General features: G+C 71.4%; 13 protein-coding genes. 4 read left to right on the forward strand and 9 right to left on the reverse strand.

Annotated elements, in window-relative coordinates; all coding sequences use genetic code 11:
- Positions 1-11: 11 nt before the first annotated feature.
- Entirely contained in the window at positions 12-1499 is a 1488-nt protein-coding gene (locus BBH68_RS34995) for an aldehyde dehydrogenase family protein (protein ID WP_065967807.1), read from the reverse strand.
- Between the two features lie 374 nt (positions 1500-1873).
- Between BBH68_RS34995 and BBH68_RS35000 the strand changes: the two genes are divergently transcribed.
- The 3 genes from BBH68_RS35000 to BBH68_RS35010 all read left to right on the forward strand — a co-directional run bounded on the left by BBH68_RS35000 (position 1874) and on the right by BBH68_RS35010 (position 8431).
- Positions 1874-3379, forward strand: a complete 1506-nt coding sequence (locus BBH68_RS35000) for an MFS transporter (protein ID WP_065967808.1) — start codon at positions 1874-1876, stop codon at positions 3377-3379.
- A gap of 84 nt (positions 3380-3463) precedes the next feature.
- Positions 3464-4120: a maleylpyruvate isomerase N-terminal domain-containing protein gene (locus BBH68_RS35005; protein ID WP_065967863.1), complete on the forward strand. Its 657-nt coding sequence runs from the start codon at positions 3464-3466 to the stop codon at positions 4118-4120.
- Positions 4121-4342: 222 nt separating this feature from the next.
- Positions 4343-8431, forward strand: coding sequence for a hypothetical protein (locus BBH68_RS35010; protein ID WP_245738452.1), 4089 nt, complete (start codon positions 4343-4345; stop codon positions 8429-8431).
- Between the two features lie 5 nt (positions 8432-8436).
- On the opposite strand, the gene BBH68_RS35015 is transcribed toward BBH68_RS35010, so the two are convergent.
- Entirely contained in the window at positions 8437-9018 is a 582-nt protein-coding gene (locus tag BBH68_RS35015) for an SUKH-4 family immunity protein (protein ID WP_065967809.1), read from the reverse strand.
- 388 nt (positions 9019-9406) lie between these two features.
- Here BBH68_RS35015 and BBH68_RS35020 point away from each other — a divergent pair, with 388 nt between their 5' ends.
- Positions 9407-9811 carry a RidA family protein gene (locus tag BBH68_RS35020; RefSeq protein ID WP_030326835.1) on the forward strand — a complete coding sequence of 135 codons (405 nt, stop codon included), beginning with the start codon at positions 9407-9409 and terminating at the stop codon, positions 9809-9811.
- 34 nt (positions 9812-9845) lie between these two features.
- On the opposite strand, the gene BBH68_RS35025 is transcribed toward BBH68_RS35020, so the two are convergent.
- The 7 genes from BBH68_RS35025 to BBH68_RS35055 all read right to left on the reverse strand — a co-directional run bounded on the left by BBH68_RS35025 (position 9846) and on the right by BBH68_RS35055 (position 20029).
- On the reverse strand, positions 9846-10655 hold the full coding sequence (locus tag BBH68_RS35025) for an IS5/IS1182 family transposase (RefSeq protein ID WP_065967810.1): 810 nt from the start codon (positions 10653-10655) through the stop codon (positions 9846-9848).
- A gap of 421 nt (positions 10656-11076) precedes the next feature.
- A complete protein-coding gene (locus tag BBH68_RS35030; RefSeq protein WP_065967811.1) occupies positions 11077-13209 on the reverse strand; it encodes an ATP-binding protein in 2133 nt (710 codons plus the stop codon).
- A 5-nt stretch (positions 13210-13214) separates the two neighbouring features.
- Positions 13215-15044 carry a hypothetical protein gene (locus tag BBH68_RS35035; RefSeq protein ID WP_065967812.1) on the reverse strand — a complete coding sequence of 610 codons (1830 nt, stop codon included), beginning with the start codon at positions 15042-15044 and terminating at the stop codon, positions 13215-13217.
- Complete coding sequence (locus tag BBH68_RS35040; protein ID WP_079151405.1) at positions 15041-15571, reverse strand: hypothetical protein; 531 nt, start codon at positions 15569-15571, stop codon at positions 15041-15043. The genes BBH68_RS35035 and BBH68_RS35040 overlap by 4 nt, the downstream gene beginning before the upstream one ends.
- A 2-nt stretch (positions 15572-15573) precedes the next feature.
- Positions 15574-16710 carry a hypothetical protein gene (locus BBH68_RS35045; protein ID WP_065967813.1) on the reverse strand — a complete coding sequence of 379 codons (1137 nt, stop codon included), beginning with the start codon at positions 16708-16710 and terminating at the stop codon, positions 15574-15576.
- Positions 16707-18761 carry a hypothetical protein gene (locus BBH68_RS35050; protein ID WP_065967814.1) on the reverse strand — a complete coding sequence of 685 codons (2055 nt, stop codon included), beginning with the start codon at positions 18759-18761 and terminating at the stop codon, positions 16707-16709. Before BBH68_RS35050 ends, BBH68_RS35045 begins: the two co-directional genes overlap by 4 nt.
- A 2-nt stretch (positions 18762-18763) precedes the next feature.
- The gene (locus BBH68_RS35055; RefSeq protein ID WP_065967815.1) at positions 18764-20029 is read right to left on the reverse strand and encodes a hypothetical protein; all 1266 of its coding nucleotides are present in this window, start codon (positions 20027-20029) and stop codon (positions 18764-18766) included.
- Between the last annotated feature and the right edge of the window lie 11 nt (positions 20030-20040).

Genomic DNA, 20040 nt, shown 5'->3' on the forward strand with positions numbered 1-20040 from the left:
CCGGTGGTGCGTCAGTGGGCCCAGGGCAGGGGCGTGGTGTCGGTGCCCCAGTACAGGGACTTCTGCCGCTGGTAGGAGCGGATGAGGTCGCGGCCCTTCTCGGTGCCGAGGCCGCTGTCCTTCATCCCGCCGAAGGGCGTGGAGATGGAGAACTGCTTGTAGGTGTTGATCCATACGGTTCCCGCGTCGATGCGCCGGGCGAGCCGCCAGGCGGCGCGGGCGTCGCGGGTCCAGATGCCGCAGGCGAGCCCGTAGACGCTGTCCTCGGCCTGCCGCACCAGGTCGTCCTCGTCGTCGTAGGGCAGCGCGACGAGGACCGGGCCGAAGATCTCCTCCTGGCAGGCCCGGGCGGAGTTCGGCAGCCCGTCGATGACGGTCGGCAGGTAGTACGCGCCGGCGGCGTACGCCTCACCGTGCGGGGCCGCGCCGCCGCACAGGACCCGTCCGCCCTCGGCCCTGGCGAGGTCCACGTACCCGGCGACCGCGTCGCGGTGGCGGTGGTGGACGAGCGGGGCGACCTGGGTGTCCGGGTCGGTGCCCGACCCGACGCGCAGGCCCCGCACCCGCGCGACGAGCTCGCCGAGGAAGGAGTCGTACCGGGAGCGGTGGACGAAGAGCCGGGACCCGGCGACGCAGGACTGGCCGCTGGAGGAGAAGATCCCGAACATGACGCCTGCCAGGGCCTGCTCGAGGTCCGCGTCCTCCCGCACGATCGTCGGCGACTTGCCGCCGAGTTCCAGCGAGACGGGGACGAGCCTGCCGGCGGCGGCCCTGGCGATGGCGCGGCCGGTGGCCGTGCCGCCGGTGAAGCCGATGCGCCGGACGAGCGGGTGGGTGACGATCGCGTCGCCGACGACGCCGCCCCGGCCGGGCAGCACGGACAGCAGGGCGGTCGGCAGCCCCTCCTCGGCGAGCACCCGGTGGACCAGGCGGCCGAAGGCGAGCGAGACGAGGGGTGTCCATTCGGCGGGCTTGAGCAGCACCGCGTTTCCGCCGGCCAGTGCCGGGGCGGCCTTCTGCGCGTCGGAGGCGATCGGTGAGTTCCACGGGTTGATCGCGCCGACCACGCCGATCGGCTCGTACACGCTCATCGTGACGTACGGCCCCCGGGCGGGGGTGAGGGAGTCCTCGGCGGTCTCGAGCGCGGCGGCGGTGTACCGGAAGGTGCCGGCGGCGCTCGCCGCGAGCGCCCGGGTCTCGGTGAGCGTCTTGCCGGTGTCGGCGGTCTGGAGGGCGGCCAGCTCGTCGGCGCGCTCCTCGATCAGGTCGCCGATCCGGTAGAGGACGCGGGCCCGGCGGTGGGGAAGCAGGTCGCGCCACGCGGGCGCCGCCGCGGCCTCGGCGGCGGCGCGGGCGGCCTCGTCGACATCGGCGGGCGAGGCGGCGTGGACGGTGGTGATCGGGGTCCCGTCGGCCGGATTCACGGTCTCGATCGGCGCTCCCCCACCGCGCCTCCAGCGCCCCGCGATGAGGATCTCGTCGACTGGGACGCGTGCCATGGCAGGGCCTTTCGAAGGGGGTGGGAGGGGACCTTCGAGGGCGGCCGGCTCGGGGCCTCGGCAGCGATCTCGAAGTGCTCAATATCTAAGGTCTTAACTATCTCGACCGCAAGAGGACCCGGCGAAGTTTTTTCCCCGACGTCACGCCGAACCCTTGACGCCACAGGTCACAGGGGGGATAAAACTTGAGCACTGAGAGACTTAGTGCTTAGTCATACGGCCCGGCGGTGAGCACCGCCGGCACCCCCGGTTCACCGCCGCCTCACCGCCGCGCGGGCGTACGGCTGCCCAGCCACCGCCCCACCGGCCCGAACCGTCCCGTGCGTATCCTGTGCCTCCCGCGGCACCCGTGCGCGGGGCCGGAGGACAGCTCCATGACGACCGACACTCCCCATGCCACCGCAGGCCGCCCCGCGGACACCGCGGCGCTCACCGCCGCCATCGGCGCCCGCTTCGAACGCCTCCCCCTGTGCCGCTGGCACGTCACCGTCCGGCTCATCATCGGCGCGGTGACCTTCTTCGAGGCCTTCGACCAGTTGCTCATCGCCTACGCCCTGCCCGAGCTGCGCGCCGAGTGGCAGCTGTCCACCGGGCAGACCACGTCCCTGATCACGGTCGGGTCCCTGGGCATGCTCGTCGGCGCGCTGCTCTCCGGCCGGCTGGCCGACCGCGTCGGCCGGGTCAAGGTCATCGCCGCCTGCATCGCCCTGTCCAGCGTCTTCAACCTGCTGCTCACCCTCTGCACCTCACCGGGGCCATTCATGGCGCTCCGCTTCGTGCAGGGCCTGGCCATCGGCGGCGAGGTGCCGGTCGCGGCCACCTTCATCGCCGAGATCACCCGCGCCCACCGGCGGGGCCGCTTCGTCCTGCTGTACGAGCTGGTCTTCCCGGCCGGCCTGACCGCCTGCGCCCTGCTCGCCTGGTGGCTGATGCCGCTGCTCGGCTGGCGCTGGATGTTCGGCCTCGCCGCCGTCCCCGGCGTGCTGTGCCTGCTCGTCGCCCGGTACGTGCCCGAGTCGCCGCGCTGGCTGGCCGACCACGGCCGCCACGAGGCGGCGCTCACCACGATGGCCTCGATCGAGGCGAAGGTCGAGAAGATCACCGGCGAGCCGCTGCCGCGGCCCGCGTCAGCCCCGGCCGCCCCCTCCACCCCGGCCGCCGAGCCCGTCCCGTCCGCACCGCTTGGCGCGCCCGCCGCGTCCGTCCCGTCCGCATCGCGACAGACCACACGACAGTCCGAGGCCGCACGACAGTCCGCCGGCCGGGGCGGCCTGCGCGAGCTGCTCTCCGGCCGCTACCGCAGGCGCACCCTGGTCGTCAGCGTGCTGTGGTTCACCGGCTACTTCGTCAACTACGGCATCTCGACCTGGCTCCCCACGATCTACGGCGCCCGCTTCCACCTGGACCTCTCCGACGCGCTCCTGTACTCGACGGTCACGTCCTGCGCCGGCTTCGTCGGCTGCCTCGCCGTCGCCCTGACCGTCGACCGCGTCGGCCGCCGCCACACCCTCGCCTGGTCCCTGGGCGCCGCCGCCCTGTGCCTGCTGCTCCTCGGTCTCTTCGCCGGCGGCTCGGCGGGCGGCGTGCTGATCTGGACCTCGCTGGCGGCAGTCTTCTTCTTCGGCGCCAACATCTGTCTGTACCTGTACACCCCCGAACTCTTCCCGACCCGCGTCCGCGCCCTCGGCACGAGCGTCGGCGGCGCCATGAACCGCCTCGGGGTCATCCTCGGCCCGATCGTCGTCGGCGCCGTGTACGCGGACGGCGCGCTCGGCACCGTCTTCGTGACGCTCGCCGCGGTCGCCCTCGTCGGCTCGCTCACGGCGGGCGTGGCCGCGGAGGAGACGAGCGGACGGCAGCTGGAGGACGTGGCGCCGTAGGGCCTGTCACCGAAGGGGGCACACCGCGAGCCGCCCGCCCTTATGCGGTTGTCCGCCGTCGCGGCACCCCACTACCGTGCCGGGGTGGACCTCTTCTCACGCTCGTGGGCGGCGTTGCGCGCGGCGGTCGCCGACCTCCAGGACGAGGACTTCGCGCGGCCCTCCGGCTGCACCGGCTGGCTCGTACGGGACCTGGTGTGCCATCTGGTCATCGACGCCCAGGACGTCCTGATCACCCTGGCGACCCCGGCCGACACGGAGCCGACCCGCGACGCGGTGACCTACTGGGAGGTCGCCCAGGCGCCGCCGGCCGGCGACGACCCGCTGGACGCGCTGACCGTGCGCCTCGCCGCCGCGTACCAGGAGCCCGGGCTGCTCACCTTCCACCTGGACGACGTCGGCTCCGCCGCCGGCCGCGCCGCCGAACTCGCCGACCCGGACCTCCGGGTCGGCACCCGGGACGTGGTCCTCACCGCGCGCGACTACCTCGGCGCGTACGTCATGGAGTGGACGCTGCACCACCTCGACCTCATCGCCCACCTCCCGAACGCGGCACAGCCGCCCGCCGAGGGGCTCGCCCGGTCCCGCGAGATGCTGGAGAAGATCGCCGGGACCGCGTTCCCCGCGTCGTTCTCCGACACGGACGCGCTGCTGGTCGGCACCGGGCGGCGCGCCCCCACCGACGCGGAGCGGGCGGAGCTAGGCGAGTTGGGCGGGAAACTCCCGCTCGTCCTCGGCTGAGAGCAGCGGCCTGGCGGGGGGCGGTCCGCGACCACCTGACTTCGCGAGGCCGCCCGGCGGCGGAGACGGTCCGGGAACACGGGGGTGACGGTCCGGTCACGCCCGTGCTGCCACCCTTCCTCGGGGGTGTCGAAAGGACACCGCGTTCCTGTCGGCACCGACATGCCGTGGGAGGGGTTCCGTCCGATGCCACCGCCGAAGGCTCTCGCTCAGCGGCCGAGGATGGCGAAGTCGGTCCCCGCCCCCACCCAGGAACGGCTGGAGGTACACAGCCCCGCCAGGCCCCCCTTCGCTCCCTCCAACGCGGCGGCGGCCGCCGCCCTGGCCGGCGGGCCCAGACCCGCGCCGCCCGCAGGGCAGGACATGGTCGGCAATGGCGCGATCGCGGCGGCGCGCCGTGCCGAGCCCGCCCCTCAGCGGTCGCCCGCGGCCGAACCGCCGGCGGTGGACACGCCGGAGGCGAAGACACCTGACGCGAAAGCACGCCCTGGCCCTGACGCGGATCCGAAGTTCGCGACGCTGAAGAAGGACGTGCGGCGCAAGAAGCGCTCGGTGGCCAGCTCGCACCCGCCCCCCAGGGCGGAGGCGGGTGCCGCGCAGGACGCGGCCCGGCCGCCCAAGGACGACGAAGAGGCGCAGGGCAAGACCGCCAACGCCGAGAAGATGAACGAGGCGAAGCCGAAGGAGTTCGACAAGGACGCGTTCATCAGGGCGGTCGAGAAGGCGATCGCCGAGAAGGCGCCCAAGAACCTCGACGAGGCCGACAAGTTCGCCGACTCCGGCAAGGCCGACGAGGTGCGGGCCGAGGTGCACGGCAAGGTCGGCGAGGGCAAGACGGACTCGGCCGCGCAGATCGCCACGACGACCGCCGCTCCCCCGGACACCTCGGCGGCCGTGCCCAAGAAGGTCGTACCGATGACCCCGGACCGGCCCCCCGGGACCCCGGGCACGCCGAATCCGGCGAACGCCGTACCCGACAAGCTGCCGCCCTCGGCCACCGACTTGTCCGCCGGCCCCGCGCGGGTGGACCGGCAGATGGCGGACGCACAGGTCACCGAGACGCAGTTGAAGAAGTCCAACGAGCCCACGTTCAAGAACGCGCTGGGTGAGAAGAAGGCCGCCGAACGGCACTCCGAGGTGGCCCCCGGCCGGATGCGCGGGCACGAGAAGAAGGAACTGCGCGCCGCCACCGCCCAGGCCCAGCGGCTCGGCGCCGTCGCCATGGGCGCGATCGGCGCCCAGCGGGTGAAGACCGGGCAGCAGGTCGGTGCGGGCAAGACCGGTGCCAAGGGCCGGGACGAGGAGAAGCGGGCCCAGGTCACGACCATCCTTCAGGGAGTCTTCGACACCATGAAGAAGGACGTCGAGGCGATCCTCGACGGCCTCGACAAGCTCGTCGACGACCAGTTCGGCAGGGAAGAGAAGGCGGCGCGGGACGCGTTCACCGCCGAGCACAAGCGGAAGATGGAGGAGTACAAGGACCGGCGGTACTCGGGCTGGACCGGCAAGGCGCGCTGGCTCCGGGACCTGTTCGCCGGGCTGCCCGCCGAGGCCGACAAGATCTTCGAGGAGGCCCGCGACAACTACGTCCGCCGGATGCGGCAGGTCATCTCCGACGTCGCCGACACCATCGGCGGCGAACTGAACCGGGCGAAGCGCCGCATCGCCCAGGGCCGCGCCGAGATGCAGGACGCGGTGCGCAAGCTCCCGGCCGACCTGCGGTCCATCGGGCAGCAGGCGGCCGCCGAGTTCACCGACAAGTTCGACGAACTCACGCAGTCCGTGGACGACAAGGGCACCCAGCTCGTCGACACCCTCGCCACCAAGTACACCGACGCGCTCAAGTCCGTCGACGACGAGATCGCCGCGGAGAAGGAGAAGAACAAGGGCCTCGTCGCCAAGGCCGTGGACGCGATCAAGTCCGTCATCAACACCATCCTGGAGCTCAAGCGGCTGCTGCTGTCGGTCCTCGCCAAGGCCGCGTCGGCGGTCATGCTGATCCTCAAGGACCCCATCGGCTTCCTGCGCAACCTGGTCTCAGCCGTCGGCGCCGGCCTGCGGCAGTTCCTGGCGAACATCGGCCGCCATCTGCAACAGGGCATCCTCTCGTGGCTCCTGGGCAAGACGGCCGAGGCGGGCATCGAGCTGCCCTCGAAGTTCGACGCCCAGGGCGTCCTGAGGATGCTCGCCTCCCTGCTCGGACTGACCTGGCAGAACATCCGCTCCCGGATCGTCCGCAAGGTCCCCAAGATGGAACCGGCGGTCGCGGCGGCGGAGACCGCGGTGCCGCTGGTCGCGGAGGTCCGCAAGCGCGGCGTCGCGGGGATGTGGGACGACCTCAAGACCCGCGTGGGCGACCTCAAGAAGGACCTCCTCGACAAGGTCATCGCCTACGTCACGCCGACCATCGTCGTCGCCGGGATCACGTGGATCATCTCGCTGCTCAACCCCGCGTCGGCGTTCGTCCGGGCCGTGAAGCTGATCATCGACATCGTGCGCTTCATCGTCACCCAGGCGCGCCAGATCTTCGAGTTCGTGAACGCGGTGCTCGACGCGGTCATCGCGATCGCGAGAGGCGGCAGCGGCGGCGTCCCCGGCCTCATCGAACGCGCCCTCGCCCGCTCTATCCCGGTCCTGCTGGGCGTCCTCGCCGCGATCCTGGGCGTGGGCGGCATCGCCGCCAAGGTCAAGCAGATCGTCCAGGCGATGACCAAGCCCGTGAACCGGGCGGTGGACTGGGTGATCGACAAGATCGTCGGCCTGGTGAAGAAGCTCTGGGCCAAGATCAAGGTCAAGTTCGAGAAGAAGCCCAAGACACGCCGGAAGCCATCACGCGCCAAAGATCAGCGCAGGGACGGGCGAAGGCCGTCCGGCAAGAAGTCAAAGGGCAAGAACAGGCGCAGCAATAGGAGGCAGCCGCCGACCCCCCAGCAGAAGGCGAAGACTCTGAGGGCTGCATCGGCCGAGGCGCGCCGCCGGCTCGTCGCAGGCGCGACGACCGGTCAGATGCACAGCATTCTCCAGCAGGTCCACCGCAAGTACGCACCTCGGGGCCTCACGTCCCTGCGCATGGAACGCACCGGAGAGCACCGATTCCGGGTGGTTGCCAAGGGAAGCCCTGCAAGTGGTAGTGCAGATATTTATCTACAGGCGAAGGACAAGGCACTCGAGCACGTCAGTGGCGACAAGAACGCACTCCTCCTGGGCGAGCGCCTGGAGGGAATTTGGCAGAAGGCGCAGGAATCGGCGAAGGAGATCAGCAACGAGACCGAAACGAAATTGCAGAATCACCTCAACGCGGAGGCCGAAAAGCCGAAATCGAAGCCAAGAGATGATACGACCTGGGCCCGAGGCGTGCTGACGTTCGCAGCCAACGGGCAGGAAGGTGTCGAAACACGCCGGGCAGCCAGCGGAGCGCGACTAAAAGATCACAAAGACGTCCACAACGCACGGGGGGCGCACGCAGAAGAACAAGTGACGCTCCACTTCCGGCAGGCGGATCTGCCAAAATTCCCCGCCAATCCACAATTGGTCTCGAACGTGTCGGTGCGCTACGAGGTCAGCCGCAGTCCTTGTATCAACTGCGCGAACTTCATCGCCGACTTTGTCACCCGAGACCTGAAGGCGAAGACACTATCCAAGGTGAACGCGGTGGTGTCGGCCGCCCAGCTCTACGCGGGCTCCACGGTCTTCACCGGAGAGATCATGCATCGATACCGCAAGATCTTCGAGACGTTCGCTCCCCCCAACAAAGTGCGACTCCTGCAGGAGGTCCAAGAGGCCTTGCAGCAGAAAATTGGCCAAGAGAAGGCGGAGAACGGGAAGAATAAGACGAAGCTACTACCCGAAAAAAAGAAAAGGTTCGCCGGATACCCAGGGACGGTAAAGGGAAGAGCAGCGGAAGATCAACGCCGAGCCATCGAGTGGGGGAAGATTCCGGTCAACAACGATGTCCGGCACGAGTGGTTCCACATCAGTGCAGGGCCAGTTCACGGCACATTGGGCCTGGCAATCCTGCGGGCACACGGCATCGAGGTCACGTCCCTGGGAGGCGCCGCTCTGGGCCTGGGTCACCCCGATCCGACGAGCGAGTCCGACCGCCCGCTGACTCCTGCCGAGGCGACAGCGATGACGACCGAAGAAAAAGAGGCCCGCAAAAACTACCTCAATGACCTCAACATCAAGGGCGAGAAGCTCATCCAGGAGGTCATCGCCGTGGATCAGAGACTTGAGAAGGGCCCGGCAGATTCCTCTGGGAAGCCCAATAAGGACGACAAGTGGGTGGAAGACCACGGATACGTCGGCGGCTGACCAGCCTAATCCCCCGCGATGGATTCCAGAGCGAAGAGCAGTATGTGCTGCCAGTACATGACCGGGCTCTCGAAGGAGGGTGGGTCGATGTCACGGAGTTCTGCCACCAGCCGACGAAGCTCCTCACCGATCTCTCCCTGCGATTCCTCGTCTTCGGGGCCATATTCTAGACCGAGGTTCTCCAACCGCAGCCAAACCTGACACAGGGTCTCGACAAACAGCTGCAGGGAACTGTTAATAAGTGCGCGGTTGCGCTTCGTGTCTCCCGGTCTGTACCAGTAAACGCGGCGTTCCGCGCGAGACAGACAAGCCAGGCCGCCCATACCGCTGGCGATCACGATGTCGTCCTTGATGTCCGGCGGAGTGGTACCTGGCTCTCCGATGTTCAGGGCCTGGGCGATGGTTCGAGGCTGCATGGTCCCAATGTCGCCAATGACCAGAAGATCCATGAGTGCACTGGGCAGGCCCACCTCGGTCAGGACCTGCCGGTCCTCCGAATTATCGAAGTGTTGCTCAGCGACTTCCGGCGGCATGGTCTGGACCCACCTGGAGCCGAATGCCGACACGAGTTCCGCGTGCGTGACCATCTCGGGCTCCTTAGCCGATTGCTGGTCCGGCTCACCCTAGCAAGCCTGACCGTGGAGACAGGGGGCGATGTGGGAGCCACTGTGCCGTAGAGCGTTGATATGAGGGCTGCCTTTGTAGAAGCATCACTGAGCTTCTTTCATCCTCTCCTGGCGGGTGAAGCCGGCTGGCCGACGGGCGCAGCGAGGAGGCGGGGTCCCTCATGGTCGGCGTAGTGATCCACTCATCACACCGGCGCCTTGAAGAGCCCACTGCAGCCAATTTTGTGCGCACAGAGAACACTGGGAGGGCGCTACCAGACAAGCATCGTGCGTACGAACCCGTAACTTCTACGTGCAAGGGGCCTGCCTGTGACCGACGGCCCCGCGCACCGCATCGAGGGAGTGAACCATGGGTTCTCAGGTCAAGACGTTCGGGTTCGGCATGCCGTGGGAGTCGTTGTACGGCTACAGCCAGGCCACCCAGGTCGGTGAAACGGTCTATGTGTCGGGGCAGCTCTCTCATGACCGTCACGGCGACTTCGTGGGCGCCGGTGACTTCGAACTGCAGGTCCGCACCACGCTGGAGAACCTGGACCTGGTGCTGAGGCAGTTCGGGGCCGAGCGTGGCCAGATAGTGGAGACCACGGTTCTGGTGAGGAACCTGCGTGAGAACTTCGACACGACAGCACGCCTCCACGCGGAGTACTTCGGGGAGCACCGGCCCGCCAGCACGGTCATGGGCGTTTCCGACTTGGCGCTACCGGACCAGCTCGTGGAGATCGGCGCGCTCGTGCGTCTCGACGTGAAGGCATAGGGGGAGGAGGTCGGTCTGATTCCTTCGGCCTCCTTCATCCTGAATAGCCGCAGGTCAGCAGCGTATGGACAGCCTGAACGATGGTGCCGATGCGGCGGGTGGAGCATCTGGCTCGCCGAAGCAGCCGCCAGGATTTCAACTGGGCGAAGGCGCGTTCGCCGGGCGCTCTCAGCCGGGCGTGGTCGCGGTTGAACTGCTGGTATTGCTGCGGCTGTTCGCGGTGACGGTAGTACGGGGTGCGGAAGGTGGCGCCGGCGCCCTGGTAAGCGCGGTCCGCGAGGACGAGGATCTGCCGGGTCAGGCAGGCCTGGACGATGCCATGGGCGCGGGCTGCGGTCAGGTCGTGAGTGCGACCGGGTGTCGCGCGGGAGAACCACAGCGGTGTGCCATCAGGACGAGTGACGACCTGCACGTTCATGCCATGCTTGCGGTGCTTTTGCGAGTAGTAAGGCTCGTCGGCGTGGATCCGGTCGATGGGGATCAGGGTGCCGTCAACGATGACGTGGTCGCCCTCACCGAGGCCGGTAAGGGCTTCGTGGAGGCCGGGCGCCCAGGAGACCAGGACGTCCAAAGTTTCGTCCACGACGTAGCGCCAGGCAGTGGCCTGGAATATCCCGAAACCCGCTCCGAGCTGGGAGAACGTCTCGTTCTTGCGTAGGTGGACGAGGGTCAGCAGCGCCTGCTGGAAGCAGCCGAGCTTGCGCCAGCGAGTGTTGCGGGCCAAGCGATGTTCGTACAGCAGCCAGGAAACATGTTCGACGAACTCATGCGGGACGTCGAGCGTGGCAGGGTGCGGAAGCAAGAGGGCCCCTCCGATCGCCGGTGTGATGACTGGAATCACCACGCCAACGACGAGGGGCCCTGCCTTGTCACCACAGCCACTGACCAGCTCATTTCATCCTCCAGCACAGGATGAAAAAGGTTCACTCAAGTCGCTCAGGTCTCACCTGCTGGTGTGACTCTGCGGCCTCCGTGACACGCACATGGCCCATGGGCCGTCCTGATAGGCGCCAGTACGATTGGGGTCGCGTGCATGGCCGCTTTGGCTACCGCTGCGTTGCCCGTCTGGTCCTGAGCGGCCCCGGTCATGGTTCCCCAGTGCACCAGTTGCGGTGTCTGAGAGTTGTGGGCCACCGACGCATTGCTCACCGGTGCCGGAGTCGGCACCTGGCGGGCGGCCGTGGCCGCGTCCTGGGTGCGCGCCGGTGGGACGGGAGCCACCAGCCGGTGGAGGGAGAGCGGGGGTTCGGTGGGCAGCATCGGCGTCACCCCTTGGACGTGTCGCCGAGCAGGTCGGCGTACGGGCCGAGTTCGGTCGGGCGGAGCAGGCGCGCCTCGCGCTGGAACTGGCGGGCTACGCCGCGCACCACATGGCGCATACCGATAACGGTACTGCCGGCGTCGGCGGCGGCAAGGGCGGCGGTGCGGGCCGCCGCGGTGATGGCGGCGCCCGTCATGTCGAGACGGGCCAGGGCGTCCAGGTCCACGTCGGGGGCGAGGGGGGCTTCCTCGGGGAAGGCGATGCGCCACAGGCGGCGGCGCTCGGCGGCGGACGGGCGGGGGAAGTGGACGACGAAGTGGAAGCGCCGGGTGAAGGCCGGGTCGATGTTGTCCTTGAGGTTGCTGGTGAGGATCACCAGACCGTCGCTGGCCTCCAGGCGCTGCAGCAGATAGCCGACCTCGAGGTTGGCGTACCGGTCGGTGCCGTGTTTGACCTCGCCGCGCTTGCCGAACAACGCGTCGGCCTCGTCGAAGAGCAGCACCGCGTGGCTCTCCTCGGCCTGCCGGAACGCGGTCTCCATGTTCTTCTCCGTCTCCCCCACCCATTTGGAGACCACCTGGGCGAGGTCCACCTTGAGCAGTTCCAGGCCGAGCATGCCGGTGACGATCTCGGCGGACATGGTCTTGCCGGTTCCGGGCTCCCCGGTGAAGAGCGCCTTGACCCCACCATGACCCGAGCGGCGGGCGAAGCCCCAGCTCTCGGCGATGCGGGGCCAGGCGCGGAAGGCCGAGGCGATCTCCTGGATCTGGCGGAACTGGACGTCGGGCAGGACCAGGTCGTCGACGGTGCGACGGGGAACGATCGAGTGGACGGCGCTGCCGCCGCGGCCGCGGGTGACGGTGGCGATGGCGGGTTCGACGTGGTCGGCGAGCAGCCGCGGGTGGCCGTTGCCGGCCAGGCGTGCCCCGGCGGTCGCGACCGAGGCGACGGCGCGCAGTTCGCCGCCGTTCATCCGGTAGCGGACGGCGAGGTCTTCCAGGAGGGTGCCGTTCAGGTCCGGGAGGGCGGCCGACCACATGGCGCGGCGGTCGGTGAGGCCGGGGACGGGCACGGTGAGTTCGGCGTAGGCGCGCGCGGCGAGCAGGCCGGGCGGGCGCCATGGTTTCAGGCCGGTCAGGCACACCGGTACGCGTGAGCGCGGCAGCGCGGCGGACACCGCGTCGGCGTGGTGCCGCCGCGACTCGCCGTGCAGGTCGTCGGCGGGGATCCACAGCACCGCGCCCAGCGCGGCGGCCGTCCGCAGGTCGGCCTCGGGGTCGTCGGTCAGAGTACGCAGCGGTGCCCCCGCGGCCCGGGCCAGCGCCTGTGCGGCGTCGAGCTGGCCGTCGGGCGGGCAGCCCCACAGCCCGGCCAGGTCGATGTCGCCGGAGCCGAGGGCGCGGCCCAGCCGGGTGAGTTCGTCCGACGAGAGGTACGGGGACAGGACGCGCGGCTCCGGCGGCGCGACCTCGCCGGGGTCGTGGCCGAGCAGTCCGACGTCGCCGCCCCAGCCCAGCAGGAAGTCCAGCACCCCGGGGCCGACGACCAGTTCCTGGGCCAGTTCGACGGCGGCCTCCCCGTGCGGGCGCAGCAGGCCGTAGCGGCGCAGCGGTGCGGCCGGGCCGAGGGCGCGGCGCAGGGCGAGGCGGGCTGGTGCGCCACCCGCGTCTTCCTCGGCCTCTTCGTGGGTGAGTGAGCCCACCGTCACCAGCAGTTCGACGCTCGGCAGGCGGCGGTTGAGGTTGTCCACGATGTACGCGTAGATCCGCTCGTACCCCCGGTCCAGTTCCACCGCCGCGGCCAGGAGCAGCGCGTCCTGCTCCGCACGGGTCAGGCCGAAGCGGGTGGCGAGCGCGTCCAGCGGCAGGGTCGTGCCCTGGGCGGACGCGCGCCGTCTCAGGTCCCGTTCGGCGTCCGGCTCCGCCCGGCGGGGGGCGTACGGCTCGGCCATGGTGTCGGTGAAGGTGTGCACCTCGCCGAGCAGCACCTCGACCTGCTCGTCGGTCACGCAGTACGGCGTGAGGTCGGGTCTGGTGAGGCGGGCGGCGAGCCGGGCCTGGCGCTCGACGGCGGCCCCGAGCGCCCGGTGCAGGCCGGCGAGACGGATCCGCAGGTGCTCCACCGCTGGTTCGCCCATGTCCGTCACCCGGCCGAGAAGGTCAGGGTCCGGCCGCCCAGCCAGGCCACGTCGGGCACATCGGCGAGCAGGCCGCCGGCCAGGAGGTCCGCGTGGCGCCGTCCCCTCGGCACCCGCACCCGGACGGCCCCGGGCTCGTACCGCACCGTGGCCTCCAGGTCGGCGAAGCGGACGAGGGCGGCCGTCGGATCGGGCGTCTCGCGGTCGCGCCAGAGCGTCCAGGCGATCGTGGCCAGGCCGAGCCCCGCGGCCAGGGTGACGGTGCGCTCCAGGCCGCCGTCCCGCGCGAGCGGCACCGCCCGGCGCTCGGTGACCAGGGCGGTGACCAGGTCCGCGAGCCGTTCGGCGTGGTCGGGCAGCTCCGCGGCGAGGCGCGTGTCCGGCGCCGTGCCCGCGCCGGCCCACAGCGGTGTGCGCCAGGGCAGCCGCACCACCGGGTCGCCGCGCAGCGGCCGTACGCCGGTGAGGAACGGGACGCCCGCCGCCGCGAGTTCGCGCAGAGTGCCGGGGGGCAGGGGGCCGTCGCAGAGCAGCACGGGGGGCCGTCCGCACGTCTGCCAGTGCGGCAGCAGCCCGGCGGCCTCCGCCGCCCAGGCGACCGGGAACATGCCCTGGGCGTCGACGAGGAACAGCCCGCCGTCGACATGGGTGGTGCCCGTGATCAGGAGCGGATCGGCGGGGTCGTGGCCGCGGCCCACCGACAGCGCCAGGACGCCGTCGAGGACCGGGAGCGCGGGGCGGACCCGGCGGGCGAAGTCGGCCAGCCGTTCGTCGGCGACGGGTGGCCCGAGCCCGGCGAAGGCGGCCGCGGCTTCGGCGTCCCCGTCGGCGCGGCGCCAGCCCCGCGCAGTCACGCCCAGCACCTTGTACGCCAGTGCCGCCGCGAACAGCGGTGTCTCCTCGGCCAGTTCGATACCCGCCAGGGCGGGTCCGATCGCGTCGAGGTAGCCGATGCGCGCCAGGGGCCCGGCGAGCAGGAAGGGCAGCGCGGACCGCACCCGTACCTCCCCCGTGGCCCGCGCCCCACGGGTGTCCTCCGCCGCCCTGGGCCGCTCCCCGGCGGCCCCGGCGGCCCGGTCGGTCCGGTCAGCCCGGTCGGGCCGGTCTCGCGGGCCCGCCGGGGGCCGCGCGAGCCGTACCGCCTCCTCGCGGTCGGCCGATGCCAGGAAGCTGGCGAGCACCCGGGGCAGGTCCGCCGCGTCGAGGCCCGCGGCCGCGGCGCGCAGCCGCTCGGGCAGCGCCTCGGCGGGCGCGGGGCCCGCCGCGAGGGCGCGGCCGACGAGTTCGGCGAGCAGGCGCGCGGCCGCCGGGTCGTCGGCGCCGAGCAGGGCGAGGAGGTAGGTCCGCAGCGTCTCGTCCGGCAACAGCGCGAGCAGCGCGTCCAGTTCCCCGCGCTCGGCGAGTTCGGCGAAGAGCGCGGCGGCGCCCGGGACGGTCCGGGGTTCCGGCTCCGCCGCGAAGGACTCCGCGAAGGCATCCTGGAGGGACGCGGCGTCGGCGGCGGGCGGCTCGGCCGGGACCTCCACCACCGGCACCGGCGCGAAGTGGACCTCGACGGGCGGGTCGCCGCCCGGCGGCCGGCCGGGCCCTCCCGGCCGGCCCTGCCGGACGGTGACGGTCAGCGGCTCGGTGATCTCCACGTCCGGTCCGTCTCCCGCCAGCCGCTCGGCGAAGTGGTCGGCCAGCAGCTCCGGCAGGGCGTCGACCACCTGGCGGATCAGGCCGCGGGGGTCGGGCCCCCAGCTCCACCCACCGCGCCGGACCACCGTCACGGTGCACCGGCGCACCGTGATGTCGCCGGTCCCGCCGACGGCCGGCCCGGTGGGCGCGCTCATGTCACCGCCGCCTTCTCCAGGTGGCCCGCCCAGCCGGCCGGGAGCACCAGCACCCCGTGCACGCTGCCCGCGGTGAGGGTCACCGGCAGTTTCACCTGGGTCTGCTGGGCGGGGATCTCGCCGGCCAGCACATGGGTGTCCTGTTCGTCGGAGACCAGGGCGACGACGGGGGTGGGGCGGGCCACGGCCACCTGCACGGTGACGGTGAGCCCGTCCTTGGCCAGCGCGATGCCGTCGGTCCACGACGGGAGACGCACCAGCGCCGGTTTGGGTCTGCCCTCCCCCGTCACCTCGACGCCGAAGGACAACGGGTCGGTGAGGGCGGCCGGTTCGTCGTCCACGGCCGCCAGGGCGAGGTCCCGGGCGTTCAGCGGAAGGGTCGCGGTCCGGCCTTGTCCCAGGGAGACGCGCAGCGGCAGGGCGCGCCCCACGAGGGCGGCCACATCGGCCGGGGCGCCTACGCCGGTCAGGGCCAGCGCGCCCACGACGTGGCCGGTGTCGGCCGCGTACACCACGGAAAGAGCCATCGTCAGCCACCGCCGTTCGTCGCCGCGACCGTCGCCAGGACGAGGAAGTCGACCGCCCCGGGCTGTTCGACGACCTTCGCCGGGGTCGCCAGGGGGTCGTACAGGCGCACCCGGCAGCGGACGCGCCGGTCGCCGTCCACGGTGGCCTCGACCGGGCCGCACAGCGTTCCGTCGGGCAAGGGCGGGGTGCGCGGGGTCAGATGGACATGGAGGACCACGCGGCCGTCGGCGACCTGCTCCGGGAGGATGCCGGAGGGCAGCGGCAGCAGCATCCCGTCGGTGGCGGTTCCGGAGGCCACCAGTGTGCTGCCGGCCGCCATCCGGCCGCTGAAGCTGCCTTCGATCGCCAGGTTGCCGTTGGCGGCCACGGTCATCAGTGGGGAGACCGCGCCGCCGCCCTGGTAGAGGCCGAAGACCAGGCTGGGCTGGTCACCGCCGGACAGCACGAGCGCGGGCCTGCCCTCCTGGGCCGCCGGGTCGGTCCGCAGGGTTAGCGTGCCGGACCGGGCCGCGACGGTGTCCGCGCGCACGCCCGCGAAGCGCACCGCGACGCCCCGCGCGCCGGTCTGGACGCCGCTGAAGTGGCCGTCCGCCCATCGGACGTAGCCCAGCAGCACGAGCCAGCGGGCGGGCGGATCGGCCGGCGGCTCGCCGATGGCGGGCGGCCGCTGCTCCTCGGCCAGCCGCTCGTCGCCCCGGCGCCCGAAGAGGATCTGGTACGACTCCTCCACGCGGGTCGAGGCGGCGCTCCCGGAGCAGGAGACGGGTCCGGGGGCCCGGGCCGGTTCCCGGTCGGCGGCGGTGAGGAAGACCGGGTACGGCTCGTCGGTGGGCTGGTCGGCGCCGTTGACCTCTTCGAAGTCGCTCTCGCGCAGCACGACCGGCTCGGTGAGGACCACTTCACGGCCCGTCCCGTCCACGGCCATCCCCGCGGCGACGCTCACCTCGACATGGCGGACGCCCGTCAGCGGGTCGGTGCGGGGCTCGGTGGTGAGGCCGAGCCCTTCGACGATGCCCCACTCGTGCAGGTGCCGCGCGTACCGGGCGGCCCGGCCGCGCGCGTACTCCACCGTGGCCGTCAGGTCCGCGGCGGCCAGCACCTGGCCTTCGTGGAAGGCGGGGCGCAGGGGTCCCGTCATGGCGTCTCACCGGACTTCCGGGTACGGGGCGCCCGGGCGCGCTTGGCCGGCGGCTTGGCGGGCCCGTCGGCCTGATCCGGGCCCTGATCCGAGCCCTGGTTGGAGCCCGAGCCCTGGTCCGAGCCCGAGCCCTGTTCCGGGGCCTCGCCGGTTGCCTGGTCCGGGGTTCCTTCGAGCTGCGCGAGGCGCGGCCCGAGCCGTTCCGGCAGCCGCTCCGCCAGGTGGGTCACCTGCGTCTCCGCGCTGCTCATCTGGGCGCGCAGCCCCTCCAGGGCGGCGGTGAGGTCCGCGACCTGCGTCCTGAGCCCGGCCAGTTCCCGCATGCTGTCGGTGACTTCGCTGGGGGTCGTGTAGACCTGTTCGTGCAGTGCCTTGGGCGGCGTCTCGCCGGGCGCGGGAGTCAGCAGCAGGGACAGCATCTCCTCCAGGTCGCCGCTGCGCGGCCAGTCACCGAGCAGTCCCTCGGCGTACGGGCGCGCCACCGGGCCCTCCGACGGGAGCGCAGGCTTACGGCACGACGGGAGGGGGCCGCAGCACACGCGCTCGGCGAGTTCCCGCAGCCGGTAGAGCTTGGGCAGCCACTCGCCGTACGCCGATCCGCCCGGCAGCACCTGTTCCCGGGTGGCGGAGCAGACCCGCACCACATCGCAGCCGTCCAGCTCCACGTGCGCGAGCAGGACGTCGGTGTCGGCGCTGTCGCCGCACGGCGGGTTCAGGGTGGCGCACGCGGCGTCGGTCAGGAACCGGCGCAGCGCGGTGCCCAGCGCCGCGGCCGCCTCCGCGATCTGCTGCGCCTCGGCGACGGTCGCCTTCTCGGTGCTGTCCGGCGGCGGGGGCGGCAGCAGCGGCGGTACGTCGACGGTGGCGACGTCCGCGCGCAGCGCGCAGTCGGCGAGGTCGGCGGCCTGGTCGAGACGGCCCAGGAGCCACTCCCGGATCAGGGCGATGTCCGCGCGGAACTCCACCCGCAACGCGTGTCCGAGCGGCGTGCCCTGGGCGAGCATCCGCACTTCCAGCGGCGCGTCCGGGTCGCCCTGCGCCGGTACGACGCGGGCCGCGGTCTCGGTGACGACGGCGCGGGCGATCGTGCGGCGCAGCGGGTCCGGCCACGCCGCCTCCGTGTCGGCGCCCCTGAGGCGTTCGCAGGCCGTGCCCAGGACGGCGCGGGCCTCCCGCACGGTGGCGAGGTCCGGGTAGTCCCTCCCGAGCTGCTCCTGCCCGGCCGGGTCGTAGGTGTCGAACCGGGCGACGGCGGCGGCCAGCGCGCGCACGTGTTCGGTCATCTCATGGGCCGTCGGCGGGGGCGGCGCCCCCTCGCCGCCCGCGTTCTCGCGCAGCCACGCGAGGGCGGTGGCGTACCGCCGCGCGTCGGCGGCGTCGAAGCGGAAGGTCCGGCCGGTGCCGAGCGAGGCGGCGAGGAGGGCGTCGGTGTACATCCCCAGCCGCCGGTCGCGGGTGCGGGCCCGGTCGGCCCGTGGGAGGTCGCCGAGGCTCGCGAGGAGCCGGGTGCCGGGGTTGTGGCGGTGGTCCTCGAAGTCGTCGCACTTGACGACGAAGCGGTACCCCTCCTGGACCCTGGAGGGCACGCATCCCGGTGAGGGGCAGGGCTCCTCCGTGGCGTACGGCGCCACCGGTTCGACGGGAAGCTCCTGGTACTGCACGTAGAGCCCGTAGCGGCGGCCGCCCTCGTCGTCGCAGTTCTCCCCGCAGTCCACGCCGAGGGCTTGCACGCGCCGCTCCTGCACCAGGGCGGTGACGTCGACGCGTTCGGTGCAGGCGACGACGATGTCGTTCCCGGCGCAGTCGAGGGCGTGCCCGGGGTGGACGGCCACGGTTCCGCCGCCGCACGGCTCGCAGGTGACGCCGAGGCCGCAGATGACGCCCGGCCCGTACAGGGAGCGGTTGTGGAGTCTGCGCTTCGCCGTCGTGTACTCGACCAGCAGGCTGAGGTCGTCCTCGGTCAGCAGTTGCCCTGCGAAGAAGCGAGGACGTACGAAGGCGGAGGTCCGGGTGGCGTCGCCACCGCAGCCGCATCCGCAGTCTGTTCGCATGATCAGCGCTCCTTCACAAAGAACCAGCTCTCGAAGACGTCCCCGCCCGCACCGGTGCCGGACGTCCAGGGGCCGATGCCCGAGGGTGGGAGGTCGCAGCCGCCGTGCGCGGCGTCGGACCGGGTGTTGTGGTCGTCGATGGTCGGTACGCGTCCGCCGACATGGGTGCCGTCGACCGGGCGGCAGCAGCGGTCGAGGAGGAACGCGGCGCGGACGGTGATCAGCAGGCGGTCGCCGTCCTGCAGCGTCTCGCGGGTGGTCTGGCGGTAGCGGAACTGCTCGGTGAACTCGTCGCATTCGCCGTCTGTTTCGGGATCCGGTCCGATGTCGGGTTCGGCGAACCTGCCGCCCATGTACCAGGTGGAGGCGTTGCGTCCGCTGCCGCCCTCGATCACTTGGAGTTCCACCACACCGGGCCGCAGCGTGTCGGTCCGTACGCCGGAGGAGAACCGCACCACGAGCCCGCCGTCCTCGTCCTGGGTGCCGAGGAGGGCCTTGGCCTCGTCGATGGTGTAGGTGTGTCCGTGGATCCAGTTGATGCCGGTGATCACGGTGGGCACGTGGCGGCCGAAGGGGCGGCGTACGTTCATGTGGATCTGGTGGCGGCGCACCGGCTCGTACCAGTCCACGCAGTCGATCCTGGCCAGCCACAGCACCTTGTGCTCACATGCCGAGCAGCAGGTCTCGCAGCGCTCGTCCGCCGGCGGCTCGCACCCGGTGACCCGTACCGTGTAGCACTCCTCCGTCCAGCCGAACTCGCAGTCGGAAGTGTCCGCGCAGGCGTCGTTGTAGACGGCGCGGGCGGGCTCGACGGGCCGTTCGGCGTACTCGATGCCGACCCAGACGGTGTCGGTGTCCCGTTCGTGCGGTGGCAGCGCCTTCCACAGGTCGATCGCGCAGCCGCCGCGCACCACAACCTCGTTGCCCTCGCAGTCCACGGCCAGGCCGGGGCTGATCGTCACCTTGGCCCTGCGCCGGGTGCGCCGCTGTTCGGCATCGCTCTCGCTGCGCTCGGCGGGTGGCGTTTCCTCGCCGGTGGCCGACGGGCACTCGTCCTCGTCGCCCGGTGTCGGTTCCACGTACAGGCCGCACACCACGCCGTAGCCGAGCAGACAGCGCATGCGCAGCTTCAGCTTCTCGCGGTGGTAGGCCTGTTCACGCTGGAAGTCCCGCGCGCCCAGCATCTGGCCGTGGAAGTACCGCAGCCGGCGCAGCGGTGGCGCGTCGAACTCCTCCGTGCATGACCTCGATGTCTCTGTCTCCGTCATCGCCACGTCCT

The organism is Streptomyces sparsogenes (assembly GCF_001704635.1).
In the GTDB taxonomy this organism is placed as follows: domain Bacteria; phylum Actinomycetota; class Actinomycetes; order Streptomycetales; family Streptomycetaceae; genus Streptomyces; species Streptomyces sparsogenes.

Bases quoted from the DNA above. Each gene is read 5' to 3' on its own strand.
- BBH68_RS35040 (WP_079151405.1), bottom strand. From the start codon at position 15,571: ATGGCTCTTTCCGTGGTGTACGCGGCCGACACCGGCCACGTCGTGGGC.
- BBH68_RS35035 (WP_065967812.1), bottom strand. From the start codon at position 15,044: ATGAGCGCGCCCACCGGGCCGGCCGTCGGCGGGACCGGCGACATCACG.
- BBH68_RS35055 (WP_065967815.1), bottom strand. From the start codon at position 20,029: ATGACGGAGACAGAGACATCGAGGTCATGCACGGAGGAGTTCGACGCG.
- BBH68_RS35015 (WP_065967809.1), bottom strand. From the start codon at position 9,018: ATGGTCACGCACGCGGAACTCGTGTCGGCATTCGGCTCCAGGTGGGTC.
- BBH68_RS35010 (WP_245738452.1), top strand. From the start codon at position 4,343: ATGGCGAAGTCGGTCCCCGCCCCCACCCAGGAACGGCTGGAGGTACAC.
- BBH68_RS35000 (WP_065967808.1), top strand. From the start codon at position 1,874: ATGACGACCGACACTCCCCATGCCACCGCAGGCCGCCCCGCGGACACC.
- BBH68_RS35050 (WP_065967814.1), bottom strand. From the start codon at position 18,761: ATGCGAACAGACTGCGGATGCGGCTGCGGTGGCGACGCCACCCGGACC.
- BBH68_RS35030 (WP_065967811.1), bottom strand. From the start codon at position 13,209: ATGGGCGAACCAGCGGTGGAGCACCTGCGGATCCGTCTCGCCGGCCTG.
- BBH68_RS35020 (WP_030326835.1), top strand. From the start codon at position 9,407: ATGGGTTCTCAGGTCAAGACGTTCGGGTTCGGCATGCCGTGGGAGTCG.
- BBH68_RS34995 (WP_065967807.1), bottom strand. From the start codon at position 1,499: ATGGCACGCGTCCCAGTCGACGAGATCCTCATCGCGGGGCGCTGGAGG.
- BBH68_RS35045 (WP_065967813.1), bottom strand. From the start codon at position 16,710: ATGACGGGACCCCTGCGCCCCGCCTTCCACGAAGGCCAGGTGCTGGCC.